Here is a 16,005-nt window from a genome sequence, read left to right as displayed (position 1 = left end):
CGCTGTCGCGGGGCCCCTCATCTTCCCATCAGGCAAAACGGAAAAATACCATAAAAGACAGTAGGGCTCATTTCGCGGTTTTTCCCACTTTCAGGTGTTTGGGTAGATTCCCTCCGTCGCGAAATTGACGGATAGTTGACAGCGGAATCCATGGGGGATTCCCAATTTCCGCACATCCCCCTGGCACGTTCCGGGGGATAAGAGAAAGAGAGGGAAACATGGGGGAGAAGGTTGCTCATACCCTAACCCGCCGCAGCTTCATGAAAATGGCAGCTGCAACCGCTTCCATCGCCGCGCTCTCGACGGGCATCACCGTTGACGCGCTGGCGGAGACGGCGGCCCCGGCCACGGCCGGCGACGGCAACGTGGAGCGCATCCGCAGCGTGTGCCGCGCCTGCGGCAAGATGGAATGCGGCGTGTGGGTGACGGTGCAAGACGGCAAGGTCATTCGCGTGGAGGGCGATCAGTCGGCCTTTACCAGCCGCGGCAACTGCTGCACCAAAAGCCAGTCGTCCATTCAGGCCTGCTACCATCCCGACCGCCTGCGCTACCCGATGAAGCGCACCCGCCCCAAGGGCGAGGACCCCGGTTGGGAGCGCGTCAGCTGGGACGAGGCCATGCAGATCGCAGCCGACAAGTTCCACGAGGTGGCCGACAAGTACACCGGCACCGGCATTTTCACCATGAACGGCACCAGCCGCATGTGGGCCATGGGCGGTTACGCCACGCTGGCCATCATCACCGGCGCTGCCAACAACCACGTGGCCTCCTGCATCTGCAAGGGCCCGCGCTTCCTCACCACCTCCACCACCGATCAGTACGGCTCTAACTGGATGACTTCGGTCACCGAGCCGCGTGTGTACGTGGAATGGGGCGGCAACATCGAGTACTCCAACTACGACGACTCTTGCCGCAACGTGGTGAACGCCACCCAGAAGGCCGAAACCTTCATTATCATCGACCCCCGCATGACCGGCGTGGGCAAGGAGGCCGACTACTGGCTTAACGTGCGGCCCGGCACCGACGCCGCCATCGCGCTGGCCTGGGCGAAGATCATCGCCGAGACCCCGGGGTTGATGGACGAGCTGTACATGAAGCGCTGGACCAACGCCCCCTTCCTGGTGGTGGAGGACATGGAGCCCTCCGGCGGCTGGATGGTGGACAACTCCGGTGCCCACGACATGAAGACGCGCCTGCTGAAGCAGTCGGACATCGACCCCAACGGCTCGTATCAGAAGTTCTTCGTGGTGGACGCCAACAAGGTGGCCGCCGGCGCTACCGGCAACGATGCCCTGTCGTTCTTCGACGCCGAGATTTCCCAGTGGGACGGCGAGGCCATCACCACCGATGAGGCCATGAACCGCGGTCAGGTGGTAATGGAGGGCACTCCGTTCGAGGGCTGGCTGGTGGAGCCTTCCCAGTTCACCAGCGGCATCGACCCCACCCTGGTGACCGAAATCGACGTCACCTTGGCCGATGGCACCGTGCACAAGGCCCGCACCGTGTGGTCGTACTACATGGATATGCTGGCGAACAAGACCCCCGAGTGGGCGTCTGAAGTGACCGGCGTCGATGCCGGCAAGATACGCGACGCTTGCCTGGCCTGGGCCACCCGCCCCGAGGGCCAGCCTTACGGCAACGGCGGCATCCACATCTCCCTGGCCATGGACCAGAACGGCAATAACTACCAGACCATCCGCGCCATCATGATGCTGTCCCACATGACTGGCAACATGGACACCCCCACCGGCAACCGCGGCCCGACGCACGCCTACATCAACGACGAGTGCTGGCTGCCCTACTTCATCCTGGGCGGCACCTTCGACGCCAGTCCCGAGGCCGGCTCGAAGTTCGACGCCAACGCCATGAAGGTGGGCGGCGACGACTGGCCCATGACCAAGTGGTACGGCCAGTGGTCCGAGCCCCACAGCATCTGGCGCGCCGTTATCGACCAGGATCCCTACCCGATCGTGGCCGGCGCCAACGACTCCGGCTCCTTCATGAACCAGGGCAGCTCGATGATGGCCTGGGAAGCCATGAACAAACTGGACTTCTGGATGGAGGCCAACCTGTGGCACCATCCCACCGCCGACTGCGCCGACATCCTGGTGCCGGTGTACCACTGGCTGGAGATGGAGTTCCCCCGCATTTCGCAGGGCCCTCACTGCGGCCTGGCCATGAACGTGCCCTGCGTGGAGGCGCCCGGCGACTGCCGCGACGATCCGATGTTCATGAAGGCGTTCGCCAACGCCTACGGGTTCCCGTGGTCCATCGACCCCAACGTGCCCGACCCGGACACCCACGAGTCCTGCATGCAGATGTACCGCCTGGCCCAGGAGCACTCCATCGCCCAGAACGGCGAGCGCATGCCCTTCGAGAGTTGGGAAGAGTGGCAGGAAGACTTCCAGAAGAACGGCTGGGTGTCCGCCGCGAAGGTGTACCCGAAGGAAATGGGCACCTATCGCCGCTGGGAGACCGGCTACATGGCCATCAAGCCCGGCGTAGGCCGTGCCGAGGGCGTGGAGAACTTCGACATCCCCGGTTGCGACAAGACCCGCCGCTTCGGTTACGTCACCCCCACCACCAAGTACGAGCTGTGGCCCACGGTTCTGGAGCGCTACGGCCTGGGCAACAAGGCCATGGACGAGAACTCGGCCCACTACCGTCCGTTCATGGACTGGATGATCCCCGAGTACTACGAGCCGCTGGAGAGTCCGGTGAACGATCCCGAGCTGGCCAAGGAGTACCCGCTCATCTGCACCACCGGCCGCCGCATCCCGGTGTACTTCCACTCCGAGCACCGGCAGCTGCCCTGGTGCCGTGAGAACTGGCCGGTGCCCCGCATGGAAATCAACCCCGCTGACGCTGAAGAGCTGGGGCTGGAGCAGGGCGACTGGGCCTGGATTGAGACCAAGTACGGCAAGATCCGCGAGTGCGTGGACATCTACTACGGCATCGACAAGGGCGTTGTGAACCTGGAGCACGCCTGGTGGTTCCCGGAGCTTTCCGCCCCCAACCATGGCGAGAAGCTGTGCAACTGCAACAACCTGCTGAACCCCGACAACGTGGACCCCATCATGGGCAGCCCCTGCATGCGCGGCTTCGCGGTGAAGGTGTACAAGGCCACGCCCGAGAATTCCCCGTTCGGCAATCCCGTGCCCTGCGACGACGACGGCACCGAGATCATCCACGATTCCTCCGACCCGCGTTTGAAGGAATGGCTGCCGGACTACTCGCTGAACAGGAGTGATTACTAATGCATAACGTCATTGTCACCGACCTGAACCGCTGCGTTGGCTGCCTGGCCTGCGTGGTGGCCTGCAAAGCCGTCAACGACGTGCCCGTTGGCAGCTACTGGAACAAGGTGCTGCGCATCGGTCCCAACCTGAAGGAGGGCGCCACCCAGTGCCCCGATGTGGAAATGTACTTCCTGCCCATCGGCTGCCAGCACTGCGACAACCCCGCCTGCGTGAGCGTGTGCCCCACCGAGGCCAGCCACGTGGCCGCCGACGGCACCATCCAAATCGACAAGGAGAAGTGCATCGGCTGCCAGTTCTGCGCGATGGCCTGCCCCTACGGGGTCCGCTACCTGAACGAGGAGGAGCGCGTGGTGGAGAAGTGCACCCTCTGCGAGCAGAAGACGGCCCAAGGCGAGCTGCCCCAGTGCGTGGAGCAGTGCTGCGCCCGTGCCCGCTTCTTCGGCGACATCGACGGCGGCGTGGGCAATCTGGAGGCGCCGGCCGACCCGTCCGCCTACTACGCCGACGGCGCCGACAAGAGCTACGCCACCATGAAGCAGACCCGCGTGAAGTTGGCGGACCACTGCGAGCCCTACACCGATGCGGACGTGCACCGCTTGGCCGATGTGGGCAACCACCCCGGTTTCGCCTACATCCTGCGCGGTCGTTCCTGGAAGGGCGGCGAATAGCTTTTCGTTCCGCGGGCCTTGCGGCCCGCGGAACCCCTCCAGCGTCCGTGCCGCCGCCCGGCAGCTCATCGCGGGGGCGGCGGCCGGACGCAATCGCGTTCGCTCAAACAGTCCTGCTTTGGCGAAAGCGCCACTGGCGCTTTCGCGCCGTGCGGAACTCGCTCTGCGCGACCGCGCCCGGCCGCCCGATGCTTCATTGGCGGGCGGCCGGGCTTTCCGGGGCTCTCGTTCGCTTGCGTGGCCCTGCGGCTGGAACTCGTAGGGCAGAGATTTCATCTCTGCCCTCGGTTTCGGCTTCTTTGAACTAAACTGGCTTGCCAGTTGCGGGTGATTGGCTCAATCGCTCGCAGCCGCCAAACCAGTGGCGGGTTGATTTCGCAAGACCAGAGAGGGGGAAGGTTGATGACCGACGCCAACCGCGAAGTTGGGTTTGACGACGACTTCGAAGATCTTGATTACAACCCGTTGGAGGATGTTCCCGCCGACGAGTTCGTGGCCGACGGGGAGGAGGACGAGGACTTCGCCGAAGACGCGGGGCAGTTGGGCCCCACCGCCGGCGCCCAGATTCGCCGCCGCTCCATCGATGCCGATCTGCCGGCAGAGCAGCGCATCGCCAACCTGTTCGAGCGCTTCGCCACCCGTCGCCGGGTTCTGCTGGGCATTTTGGACTTTGTGTCCCAGCCGCAGCGGGCCGATGCCCTGAAGGCCGAGGTAGAGTGGCTGCAGGAGTTCGACCGTTCGGTGTACCAGGGCTACGATTTCTCGCTGCTTCTGGAAGAAGCCGGCGCCATCGCCAAGGTGGACGAAGCGGGGCAGCCCTGGGTAGAGGGAGAAGAGGCCCAGCCGGAGATCGTGGAAGAGGACGGCGTGCGCTTCTACAAGCCGGGGCCGTACCGCGAAGTGTACTGGGTGATCACGCCGGAGGGCGCTGCCTACGTGGCCGCCGACGATCCGTGGGGCCGTCTGCAGGCGCTGTTCGCCGCCGAGGAGAAGTACCTGCCGGTGTACAAGTCGGTGCTGGTTTTCTGCGCCGAGGACGGCGGCCGTTCGGTGGGGGATGTGGACGTGCTGGTGAACAAGAGCCCCCTGTCCCGCAACCCCATGCGCCATTGCACCTCCTTCCTCAAGAAGCTGGAGGATTGCGGCGCCACCGTGTGGGCGGGCAATTGGAGCACCACTGCCCTGGGGCGGCGGGCGCTTGAGGAGCTGCTGGCGGACGTTCGCGGCATCGACGAGGGGGAGGAGTAACCCATGGCAGAGTTCGAGAACCTTACCCCCGAAGATCTGGCGGAGGCCCCGCTGGACGCGGAGCTGGACGAGGCCCAGGCGGCCGACGCCGGCGCCGAGCTGGCGGCGATGCTTGAGGCCCGCAGCGGCACCTACCTGTTGCTGTCCCGCCTGTTCCACAAGGAAGTGGACCAGCAGCTGCTGGCGGACATGCACGACTCCCTGTACCCGGCCGATACCGGCGACGCGGACATTGACAAAGGCTACTTATATATAAGTACGTTCCTCTCCAACCTGTGGAGCGAGTCGGTACGGGAGCTGAAGGTGGATTTCGCCCGCTGCTTTTTGGGGCAGGGGGTGGACGGCTACTCGGCCGCGTACCCTTATGAGTCGGTGTACACCAGCCCCAAGCGCCTGATGATGGAAGAGGCGCGCCGCGAGGTGATGCATACCTACCACGTGTGGTCGGTGGATAAGGACCCCAACTGGCGCGAAGGGGAGGACCACATTTCCCTGGAGCTGCTGTTCGAGTCCATTATGGGCAACCGCGCCGCCGCTGCGCTGGCGGAGGGCAACGGGGAAGAGGCCCGCAAGATTTTGCAGGGCGCCGCCGATTTCCTGGACGAGCATTTGATGGGCTGGTACCCCATGCTGGCGGCCGACATGCAGCGCTTCGCCAAAACGAAGTTCTACCTGGGGCTTTCCCATCTTACCCTGGGATTTATCGCCACCGACCTGCAGTTCTTGCAGGACCTTCTGGCCGAACCCCTCCCCGGCGAGGAATAGCCGCTCCTTCTGGTCCGGCTCCCGCCCCGCGAGGGGCAGGCTGCCCGCCTCGGCCGAACCTCGGCCCGGCGAGGAGCAGAACCCCTTTCGCCACCATCGACATACCCCTGATGCTGCGGCCCGGACCCCTCCAACTCCCGGGCCGCCTCTTTTGCGCTGCCTTGGCGGAAATAGGCGCCTATTTCCGCCATCGAGCGGCGCAGGGAGTGGTCCGTATGCTGCGTTGGCAGAAATAGGCCCCTATTTCTGCTATGGGGCGGTCTGCCTGTCGAAATCTGGCACAGGCAGCTCCGTCGCCATCGGGGTGGAAGGGGAAATGCCAAAGAATTGCCAATTTGAGCAGGTGATTCTTCCTGCGCGGTCCGCCGCCCTGTATACTCTCTCCCAAAGTTGGGTCAGGGTGGCCATCGGGCATGCGCGGTGCGAGGTGCGTCCGTGGCCCGGCCGGACGGCGTGTGGGACCGCAGCTGAAAACCGAGAGAGGGGAGGGCGCATGGGGCTGGTGTATTTCGCCGACGATGACTTCGATGCCCGTGCCCTGGTCAAGGGGTATCTAGCTCTGGATGGCCATGCGGTTGAGTGCTTTGAGTGCGGCGAAGCCTTGTTGGGGGCGTTCCTGCAAAACCCTTGCGACCTGGTAATTTTGGACGTAATGATGCCAGGGGCGGACGGCTTGGAAATTCTCAAGCGCCTGCGGGCCGTGTCGGACGTGCCGGTGATCATGCTCACTGCGAAAAACGAAGAGGAAGATTGCGTCTGCGGCTTTTCCCGGGGAGCCGACGACTATATCGGCAAGCCTTTCCGCCCCATTCTTCTGCGGGGCAAGGTGCACGCCCTGCTCTCCCGGGCGCGACTGAGCACAGAAGAAAGGCCTTCAAGCCCGCTCGCGAAGGACCTGCAGTGCGGCAACCTCCGCTCGGAAGCCGGCGGCAAGTTGTTTTTTGTGGGGTCGCGGCCGCTGGCCCTCACCCCGCTGGAGCGCAGCTACCTGCGGCTCATGATGGAAAACTTCGATGCACCGGTGTCGCGTGAGGGGGCTCTTGAGCGGGTGTGGGGCTTGAAGGAGCAGGGAAGCCGCGTGGTGGACGAGACCAACCGCCGCGTGCGTATGAAGCTGGTCGAGCTTGGATCCACTGTGGCGCTGGAGAGCATCTGGGGGTTCGGGTACGTTCTGAAGGCGAGGGAGAAATGAGCCCTTTCGCCTATCGCCCCTGGTGGAGCTACGTGAAGGTGACGGTATCAACGCTGGCCGTTTCCCTGGGTGTGTTCTTGGCGGCGCTTTTGGCTTCGGGGGCGGTGATCGGCGCAGCCGCCAGTTCTGCGCTGCGCGACTATGATGCGAACGCAATGCCTATTCACCGGCCGTCTCTTCCGGTTCAGACCATGACCATTGTCCATGAGTGGCACTACCCCCACGACTACTTCTTCGATGATTTTCTGGCTGCTCATTACCGGGGGAACAGGATGCTGGATGAAGACGCGGTGGGCAACCAGGTGTTCCACTTCTCCGCATGGGGGTCGGACGGTTATTACCTGGTGACGGACCGGGACGTTGTGGCCGGCAAGGCGCAGCTGCTGTTCGTGGACACCACCTTCGCCCACTCGGTGGCCCGGTTTGCCTGCGCCGTTGCGGCCTTGCTGGCGTTCGTGGTGTTGTTGGGCTTTCGCTTGGGGTATCGGCGCTATGTGCTCGGGCGCGATCGCGTCGATGCAGCTTTGGAGTCGTCGTTTGCCAACGCCTCGCACGAGCTGAAAACCCCGCTCATGGCTATCAGGGGCTATGCGGAAGGGGTCCAGACGGGGGCAGTCGCCGGGGATTTCGCGCTGCCGCGCATCATCAAAGCATCGGACAGGATGGCTGACACGGTGGACGGCATTCTGAAGATAAGTCGCGCTGATTCCGGGTTGAAGCAGCCGGTGCTGGGCATGTGGGAGGTGCGGGAGATTGTTTACGACGAAGCGCGCATGGTGGAGGACGCCTGTCGAGAAAAGAGCGTTGCGTTGGATGTGCGGCTGCCGCGGCCGCTGCTGCGCCCCTGCGACGAATCGATGACCGCTACCGTAGTTCGCAATATGCTGGGAAATGCTGTGCGCCATGCGGAGGGCTTCGTGCGGGTGGCCGAGGGCCGAGTGTTGAAAGGCGAGATAGAGCTGGTGGTGGAAAACGACGGTCAACCGCCGTCGCCGGACGAGTTGGCCCATGCGTTCGATCGCTTCTACAAAGGGGAAAACGGAAGCACGGGTATAGGCCTCGCCGTTTCGCGGGAGTACGCCGAGCTGATGGGCGGCGAGATAACCATGGAAGTGGTGGGCAGTATCACCCGTGTCACCCTGCGCCTATAGGCGCAAACGGCAAAATGCCAAAGAAATGCCATAATCGTTTGACCTGCGAATATGTCCCGTTCATCCATAGTATTATGAGGCCAGTTTCGAAGCTAAGGCAACTTTAACCGCCACGGTTTTCAACCGTCGAGATGGAGGTGGTGGCAATGCCGTTTAGCCGATTGGCGCTTTGGTGCGCAGCGGTCCTTTTGGCCGTTTTTCTCGTCGGCTGTTCTTCCGCAGAAAAGACAAGCCACGACTATTTCCCCGTTAACGATGCCGGGTATTCGTATGGGTCCGGAAGCGATGAATTCGTCCAGGAAAGATACATCAAGGAGTTCGGCTACCCCGAAACCAACGAGGAATGGCAGGACTACAGGCGCATTACTACTCCGGATCTTGTGGCTGTGGTCGCGGATGACGGATCAGTTGGGTATGCATTTGAGCGGGATTTTGGGGAAGATCCAAAAACCCTAGAAGAAGCGGCGCAGATTACGGAACGCTATGAGAAAGGTTTCTCGGTTGATGTCTATGACGCCGAAACGATGGAGGTCATTGGGACGCATACCATCGAGGGTGTCGAAATAAAGAAGCAGGAGGATGAATCTGATGGATAATTATATTTCTCGGAGGAGCTTTGTTGGCGCAGCTGCGCTGACTGTTATTGCAGGATGCGGAACGTTGTTGCGTCCTGGCGTGGCCCATGCGGGTAGTGCATATGGATCGCAGACATCGCTTTCAGCCGGTGGAAAGACTTATTACGGAAAATGCATGGTGGGCAACGGGGACGGCAGCGCGGTAACAGGATGGGCGATTACAAGTGCGTCGAGCGTAGTGAGCAGCGGATGGCTTGGAGCTTACGTTGCCACCTTTGATTCCGGAGGTGTTCGGCAAACATCTAAGGAGTCGTATTGCTCCACAAGCACTCAGTACTTCAATGTTTCGACCAATAAGCTTTACACGCCTGTCGGAGGGTATTTCTACGCCCAGGGTAGGCTTTATGGATGGAACGGAAAGGACTACACATCCAAGGTTATTACCAGGACGCCCAATGTTGGCCGGTCGATTCCAAAATTCGCAATTGAGGAATATCCAGTAAACGAAATGGGGCTGACGTACGGATCCCTTCTGTCAGCGGCGTACGTGGGCAAAGAGCCCGATCTTGTTTCAGCGGTTACCGAAGAGGGTGAAAAGGGGTTTGTGAGGCTCGGCGATATCCGTACCGAACCGCCCCGCTCTCCCGACGAGGCTTCTGTCTTGTATTGTGAAGAGACCTCAGAGGCTATTCCAGTGTTCGACCTCTGTGGTAATCAGATAGGTGAACATATCCTCTATTACGGCGGCGGAAGCTACGAGCCCTTTGGGATGATTTAGCCCGAATCGGTTTCTTCGGGAGTGTAGTTAAGTGCACCCCCATTCCTGTGTTTACGTGCTCCTCGCTGTTGTTGGCGCGTTGCCTGATGAGGAGGGGAGCGGCTCAAGGTTCTTTTCGAGAAGGGAGAATCATGGAAGAAAAAATGATGACACGCAGAGACCTGGTGATTGCGGTAGCTGGAGTGCTGGGGGTGTCGGCGTTGCAGTGCTTTGAAAGCCAGGATGCTTATGCCGTAATTGGTAGTGAGCCGATAGCGAAAACAGCTGCGCAGCTATGGGCTGAAGCGGAAATGAAGGCAAGGATCCAGGGTTGCGAGGTGGAGTATGGCTTAACCCCTGGCAATTCTCCGGTTCCTCTTTCTCGCGTTACTGGCTCCATCCAATCGGAAATGGTTTTTCTGTTCGGGCAGCCTGACTACATCACTGCCTATGCCAGTTATGAGGTCTCTTCTGCGAATAGGATTACGAGCTTGTACACTGCAGGTTTATATGGGGGTGCAAGCTCAGCAACGCAGCTGCATTATAATAAAACGATTCTCGATAATGGGCGGACGATGGCTTTGTACTATACGGCTGTTATGCAGAACTATATTGGCTTAAACCAGGGAGTATCTGTCTATGCTGAATTCGGGGTGTCGGGTGGAAAGGCTATACGCGTGACTACTATGTAAGAAGCTGGCTGGTATTTTTCGGAAGGGGTGTAATGAAAATACTTGGAATGGGTACCCCAGAGCTGACTGTTCTTTTCTGTACTGTAGGAATACCATTTATTCTTATTGTGGTTGTGATTGTGCTTTTGTTTTTAATTTACCGGAACACGAGGAGGCGGTAAATTAACTTCATTGAAGAGGGATGAAGGGGAACGTAACGCCGTTGGGGGTGTAGGATTTTTTGCAAGAGCGGAAGAAGAGAGAGAAGCGACCGACAATACGATATTGCTGCGCGACATTAAGAGGGTGGTCACGTCTGCGCGAAAGTGGCTTCGGGCGGTATTCGTGGTGTTGGTAGTGATTTGGTTGACCATAATTACCGCCCAAATCCTTACCCCGCTGCTTTTTACGCTGCTGCTCCCGCTCGCGCCTCTGTAGGCATTATGCGCTAAAGATTGGTTCCCCAGTGGAGCCATCAGGGGGTCGCCATGTGCGGCCCCCTTCCTTTTCCCGGAGCCCGAAAAGCCGTTGTTCGCGCTTTCTTCTTTTCACTGTAACCTGTTTAAACCTTTAACGCTTGCTTTTAAACCTTTATTTTCTACTTTTGAACCTTTATTATGAAAAAAGGTTCAAAAGGGGGTAGTGATGTCCGAAAAAATGAGCATTCGCGAAGCGGCCCAGCTGCTGAGCGTTTCCGATCAGGCGGTGCATAAGCGCATACGTTCGGGCTCGCTGAGCGCGGAGAAGCTTAACGGGCGCTGGTTCGTGGATGCGGCTTCCGTGCAGGCGGCGCTGGGGCGTCCGCCGCGCCGCGGCCGCCCGCTTTCCGGCGAAACGTATATGCTCATGAACGGCCCGTACGAGGCGATGGAGTTCTCTTACCGGGAAAGCGACGGCTCTTTCGCCCCTGGGAAGGTGCGGGATGCCCTGCGCGCTCCTTTGGGCACGGTGACTCGCAACGGCCGTGGCCGGGCGGATGGCCTCCGACAATGGTGGGATCACCGGTCCATTCCGGAATCTCGCAGTGGCATGGACGAAAAGCTGCGCCGGCTCGGCCTCGATGACCCGTCCCAGATTCCGTTTCGCAACTTGGGGCTGTCTCTTTCCGATCAGTATTGGGTGTGCCCCGTGTCGCAGGAAGTGAACTGGGAGGACGTCAATTACTTCCGGAACCCGTTTGGCGATTCCCGTCAAGGCTGGGACGAGTGGCTTGGGGAAGTGGGCCTCTCTTCTCCCGACAACACCTCCGAAGGAGTGCTTCCGAAGCGCTGGCTTTGCGAGGGGCCTTTGCGGATTCTGCTGAAGGGGCACGTGCCCTGGACCGATCAGCAGGTTTTCAATGAAAGGGTGGCGACGCTTCTCCATGGGCGCCTTTTGCGCGAAGGGGAGTACGTGTCCTACGAGGTGGTCAATCTCGGTAAGCTTGGCGTGGCGAGCAGCTGTTCCTGCTTCGTGGGCGAGCGCGAAGAATACGTGCCCTTCAATTTGGTAGCGGAATCGGAAGGAAAGCGGCCAGGGGAGACGGCGTACGACAACGTGGTGCGCCTCTGCCGGCAGCTGGGCATTGCCGAGAAGGAGACAGAGCGCTTTCTCTCGAAGATGATCGTATGCGACGGAATCATGGCGAACACCGATCGCCACTTGCGCAACTTTGGCCTCATTCGCGACATCGACAATCTAAGTTGGAGGTTTGCACCCCTGTTCGATACGGGGAACAGTCTTTGGTACGACAAGGACGAGGGGGAGGTGGCCCGAGGTGATTACTCTTATGCCTCCCGCCCATTTGATGCCCGTCCCAACAGACAGCTGATGTACGCCTCTACGCTCGACTGGCTTGATCTTTCTTCTCTCGACGGTTTTCCCGATGAGGCCTGCGAGGTGCTGGAGGAGGGCAACTTGTCCCGCTGGCGCCTGGAGTACCTGAGAGAAGGCATCGAGCGGCGAATTGCCGCGGTGGCGGAGCTTTGCGGGTAGGGGGCCCGTGGGTGGCGCGGGTGAGTGCGCCTGCAAAAAATCACTGAGGGAAAAACTCTGGTTTTGCGGGGCGTTCATGGCGCCTGAAGGCAAATAACCACGAATTCACCATTATTTGTAAAAAATTTTCTTGACGGCGTGCTTCCTGCGTAATAAGGTAGCAAATTGCGTTTTTTTGCAAATTTGCGATGCTCGTGAAGGAGGATCAGCCTCGTGGCCCAAGGAAAAACCACCGCTCCCACCAGCCTTTATAGGGACCGCAGAAGCTTTGCGAAGATTCCGGACGTCATGGACGTGCCCAATCTTATCGCCATCCAGACGGAAAGCTTCCGTTGGTTCAAGGAAGAAGGCCTGGCGCAAGCCTTCGCCGACATGAGCCCGATCGAAAACAGCACCAAGGATATGGCTGTTGAGTTCGGTCGCCATGAATTCGGCGAGCCCAAGTATACCGTTGACGAGTGCAAAGAGAAAGACGTCTCTTACCAGGCGCCGCTGTTCGTTGAAATCCGTTTCATCAATCGTGAAACGGGCGAAATCAAGGAGCAGGACGTGTTCATGGGCGACTTCCCGCTCATGACCCCGCGCGGCACCTTCATCATCAACGGCACCGAGCGCGTTGTGGTGTCCCAGCTGGTGCGCAGCCCCGGCGTGTACTTCTCCGCCGAGCGCGACAAAACCTCCGACAAAACCATCTACTCCTCGAAGGTGATCCCCTCCCGCGGCGCCTGGCTGGAGTTTGAAACCGACAAGCGCGACCTGCTTTCCGTGCGCATCGACCGCAAGCGCAAGCAGCCGGCCACCCTGCTGGTGCGCGCCCTTGGCCTGGCCGAGACCCGCGAAGAGATCATCGAGCTTTTGGGCTCCTCCGAGATGGTGCTGCGCACGCTGGACCGCGACCCCGCCACCACCAAGGAAGAGTCGCTGATCGAACTGTACAAGCGCTTCCGTCCCGGCGAGCCCCCCACCATCGACTCCGCCCGTACCCTGCTGGAGGGCCTGTTCTTCAACCCCCAGCGCTACGATTTGGCGAAGGTGGGCCGCTACAAGATCGATAAGAAGCTGGGCTTCGACCCTGAAACCCACGACTGCTCCACCCTCACCGACGACGACATCGTAGCCACCATGCGCTACATCATCGCCCTGCACGAGGGGGACGAGGGCTTCACCACCGACGACATCGACCACTTCGGCAACCGCCGCATCCGCAACGTGGGCGAGCTAATCCAGAACCAGTTCCGCATCGGCCTGTCCCGCATGGAGCGCGTGGTGCGCGAGCGCATGTCCATGCAGGAGCCGGATGAGATCACCCCGCAGAGCCTGGTGAACATCCGCCCCATCGTGGCCGCCATCAAGGAGTTCTTTGGCTCTTCGCAGTTGTCGCAGTTCATGGACCAGACCAACCCCGCCGCGGGCATCACCCACAAGCGCCGCCTGTCGGCCCTGGGCCCGGGCGGTCTGTCCCGCGAGCGCGCCGGCTTCGAGGTGCGCGACGTGCACACCTCCCACTACGGCCGCATGTGCCCCATCGAGACGCCTGAAGGCCCCAACATCGGCCTTATCGGTTCGCTGGCCACCTACGGCCGCCTGAACCCCTACGGCTTCATCGAAACCCCGTACCGCCGCGTGGTGGACGGCAAGGTTACCGACGAGGTGGACTACCTGACCGCCGACGAGGAAGAGAACTACGTTATCGCCCAGGCCAACGACCTGTTCGATCCGGAAACCCGCGAGTTCGGCTACCGCGACGCCGACGGCGTGTTCCACAAGTCGGCCCGCGTGCTGTGCCGCACCAAGAACGCCGACGGCGACTTCGGCGAGCCGGACGAAGTGGACCCCATGCAGGTGAACTACATGGACGTGTCGCCGCGCCAGATGACCTCCGTGGCCACCTCGCTCATCCCCTTCCTGGAGCACGACGACGCCAACCGCGCCCTCATGGGCTCGAACATGCAGCGCCAGGCCGTGCCGCTGCTGCGCCCCTCGGCGCCGCTGGTGGGCACCGGCATCGAGCACCGTATCGCCGTTGACTCCGGCGAGATCCTGGTGGCCCAGCGCGCCGGCGTGGTGGACTACGTGGACGGCCAGACCATCATCATCCTGAACAACGACGGCGAGTACGACGAGTACCTGATCCCCAAGTTCCAGCGCTCCAACCAGTCCGGCTGCATCAACCACCGGCCGCTGGTGCGCAAGGGTGACGAGGTAGAAGTGGGCGACGTGTTGGCCGACGGCCCCTCCTGCAATGGCGGCGAGCTGGCGCTGGGCCAGAACCTCATGATCGCCTACATGCCCTGGGAAGGCTACAACTACGAGGACGCCATCATCGTTTCCGAGCGCGTGGTGTCCGAGGACCTGCTGACCTCCATCCACATCTCCGAGTACGAGGTGGACGCCCGCGACACCAAGCTGGGCCCCGAGGAGATCACTCGCGAGATCCCCAATATGTCCGAGGACATGATCTCCGACCTGGACGCCGACGGCATCATCCGCATCGGAGCCGAGGTGTTCCCCGGCGACGTGCTGGTGGGCAAGGTGACCCCCAAGGGCGAAACCGAGCTGACCGCCGAGGAGCGCCTGCTGCGCGCCATCTTCGGCGAGAAGGCTCGCGAGGTGCGCGACACCAGCTTGAAGGTGCCCCACGGCGCCGGCGGCCGCGTGATCGGCATCAACCGCTTCAGCCGCGAGAATGGCGACGAGCTGGCCCCCGGTGTGAACGAGCTGGTGCGCGTGTACGTTGCCCAGAAGCGCAAGGTGCAGCAGGGCGACAAGCTGTCCGGCCGCCACGGCAACAAGGGCGTTATCTCGAAGGTGCTGCCCGTTGAGGACATGCCCTACCTGGCCGACGGCACCCCCATCGACGTCATCCTGAACCCCCTGGGCGTGCCTTCCCGTATGAACGTGGGCCAGCTGCTGGAGAACCACCTGGGCTGGGCTGCGAAGTGGGGCTGGGCCGATGAGGACAACTCCAACGAGGTGGTGGAGGGCCCCATCTACGTGGCCACCCCCGTGTTCGACGGCGCCAACGAGGAAGAGATTTCCGACTGCATCGAGCGCGCCAACCGCAATCTGATCAACATCCACCATGCCAAGTACGGCGACAAGGCCCGCGACGAGTTCGTGCCGCAGCTGTCCCGCACCGGCAAAACCTGGCTCTACGACGGCCGCACCGGCGAGAAGTTCCGCGAACCCATCACCGTGGGCCAAACCTACATGCTTAAGCTGGGCCACATGGTGGACGACAAGATCCACGCCCGCTCCACCGGCCCCTACAGCCTGATCACCCAGCAGCCGCTGGGCGGCAAGGCGCAGTTCGGCGGCCAGCGCTTCGGCGAGATGGAAGTGTGGGCGCTGTACGCCTACGGCGCCTCCAACGTGCTGCAGGAAATCCTCACCGTGAAGTCCGACGATACTGCCGGCCGCGTGAAGAGTTACGAGGCCATCGTGAAGGGCGAGAACATCCCCGCCCCCGAAGTGCCCGAGTCGTTCAAGGTGCTGGTGAAGGAAATGAAGTCTCTGTGCCTGAACATCGAGTTGGAGGGCCACGGAGACCAGGTTATCAACGAGGATGACGAAGACGTGACCGTTGACCAGGCCCTCTACGAGGCCTTGGCCGCCGATTCCCGCGGCCAGGAAGACGAGACCGCCAGCGCCATCGACGACATCGCCGCTGAACTGGGAGATTTGATGAGCGATTTCAACCGTAACGACGATCTGGACGATCTGATTGGTGGAGAGGAGGCCTAA

At 61.2% G+C, this 16,005-nt stretch carries 11 protein-coding genes; all 11 read left to right on the top strand.

From position 1 onward, the window contains the following. Window positions 1-218 precede the first annotated feature (218 nt). Window positions 219-3,257: a molybdopterin-containing oxidoreductase family protein gene (locus DMP11_RS04200; protein ID WP_123185254.1), complete on the top strand. Its 3,039-nt coding sequence runs from the start codon at window positions 219-221 to the stop codon at window positions 3,255-3,257. After that, window positions 3,257-3,928, top strand: coding sequence for a 4Fe-4S dicluster domain-containing protein (locus DMP11_RS04195; RefSeq protein WP_123185253.1), 672 nt, complete (start codon window positions 3,257-3,259; stop codon window positions 3,926-3,928). The genes DMP11_RS04200 and DMP11_RS04195 overlap by 1 nt, the downstream gene beginning before the upstream one ends. A gap of 402 nt (window positions 3,929-4,330) precedes the next feature. Then, window positions 4,331-5,176 (top strand): hypothetical protein, encoded by an 846-nt coding sequence (locus DMP11_RS04190; protein WP_123185252.1) that lies wholly within the window; start codon window positions 4,331-4,333, stop codon window positions 5,174-5,176. Window positions 5,177-5,179: 3 nt separating this feature from the next. After that, entirely contained in the window at window positions 5,180-5,941 is a 762-nt protein-coding gene (locus DMP11_RS04185) for a TorD/DmsD family molecular chaperone (RefSeq protein WP_123185251.1), read from the top strand. A 493-nt stretch (window positions 5,942-6,434) separates the two neighbouring features. Further along, complete coding sequence (locus tag DMP11_RS04180) at window positions 6,435-7,133, top strand: response regulator transcription factor (RefSeq protein WP_161555296.1); 699 nt, start codon at window positions 6,435-6,437, stop codon at window positions 7,131-7,133. Then, window positions 7,130-8,284 (top strand): sensor histidine kinase, encoded by a 1,155-nt coding sequence (locus tag DMP11_RS04175; RefSeq protein ID WP_123185249.1) that lies wholly within the window; start codon window positions 7,130-7,132, stop codon window positions 8,282-8,284. The genes DMP11_RS04180 and DMP11_RS04175 overlap by 4 nt, the downstream gene beginning before the upstream one ends. Before the next feature lie 131 nt (window positions 8,285-8,415). After that, window positions 8,416-8,880: a hypothetical protein gene (locus DMP11_RS04170; RefSeq protein ID WP_123185248.1), complete on the top strand. Its 465-nt coding sequence runs from the start codon at window positions 8,416-8,418 to the stop codon at window positions 8,878-8,880. Further along, window positions 8,873-9,637: a twin-arginine translocation signal domain-containing protein gene (locus DMP11_RS04165; protein ID WP_211329068.1), complete on the top strand. Its 765-nt coding sequence runs from the start codon at window positions 8,873-8,875 to the stop codon at window positions 9,635-9,637. The genes DMP11_RS04170 and DMP11_RS04165 overlap by 8 nt, the downstream gene beginning before the upstream one ends. 131 nt (window positions 9,638-9,768) lie before the next feature. Beyond that, window positions 9,769-10,308, top strand: a complete 540-nt coding sequence (locus tag DMP11_RS04160) for a hypothetical protein (RefSeq protein ID WP_123185246.1) — start codon at window positions 9,769-9,771, stop codon at window positions 10,306-10,308. Between the two features lie 624 nt (window positions 10,309-10,932). Continuing rightward, window positions 10,933-12,261: a DNA-binding protein gene (locus tag DMP11_RS04150; protein ID WP_123185244.1), complete on the top strand. Its 1,329-nt coding sequence runs from the start codon at window positions 10,933-10,935 to the stop codon at window positions 12,259-12,261. A gap of 213 nt (window positions 12,262-12,474) precedes the next feature. Continuing rightward, on the top strand, window positions 12,475-16,005 hold the full coding sequence (rpoB, locus tag DMP11_RS04145; protein ID WP_123185243.1) for a DNA-directed RNA polymerase subunit beta: 3,531 nt from the start codon (window positions 12,475-12,477) through the stop codon (window positions 16,003-16,005).

Origin of the sequence: Parvibacter caecicola, assembly GCF_003725335.1 — a bacterium.
GTDB lineage: Bacteria > Actinomycetota > Coriobacteriia > Coriobacteriales > Eggerthellaceae > Parvibacter > Parvibacter caecicola.
This window is presented reverse-complemented; position numbering and strand designations above follow the sequence as displayed.

Coding starts and splice junctions, on each gene's coding strand:
- DMP11_RS04200 (WP_123185254.1), top strand. CDS start 219: ATGGGGGAGAAGGTTGCTCATACCCTAACCCGCCGCAGCTTCATGAAA.
- DMP11_RS04195 (WP_123185253.1), top strand. CDS start 3,257: ATGCATAACGTCATTGTCACCGACCTGAACCGCTGCGTTGGCTGCCTG.
- DMP11_RS04190 (WP_123185252.1), top strand. CDS start 4,331: ATGACCGACGCCAACCGCGAAGTTGGGTTTGACGACGACTTCGAAGAT.
- DMP11_RS04185 (WP_123185251.1), top strand. CDS start 5,180: ATGGCAGAGTTCGAGAACCTTACCCCCGAAGATCTGGCGGAGGCCCCG.
- DMP11_RS04180 (WP_161555296.1), top strand. CDS start 6,435: ATGGGGCTGGTGTATTTCGCCGACGATGACTTCGATGCCCGTGCCCTG.
- DMP11_RS04175 (WP_123185249.1), top strand. CDS start 7,130: ATGAGCCCTTTCGCCTATCGCCCCTGGTGGAGCTACGTGAAGGTGACG.
- DMP11_RS04170 (WP_123185248.1), top strand. CDS start 8,416: ATGGAGGTGGTGGCAATGCCGTTTAGCCGATTGGCGCTTTGGTGCGCA.
- DMP11_RS04165 (WP_211329068.1), top strand. CDS start 8,873: ATGGATAATTATATTTCTCGGAGGAGCTTTGTTGGCGCAGCTGCGCTG.
- DMP11_RS04160 (WP_123185246.1), top strand. CDS start 9,769: ATGGAAGAAAAAATGATGACACGCAGAGACCTGGTGATTGCGGTAGCT.
- DMP11_RS04150 (WP_123185244.1), top strand. CDS start 10,933: ATGTCCGAAAAAATGAGCATTCGCGAAGCGGCCCAGCTGCTGAGCGTT.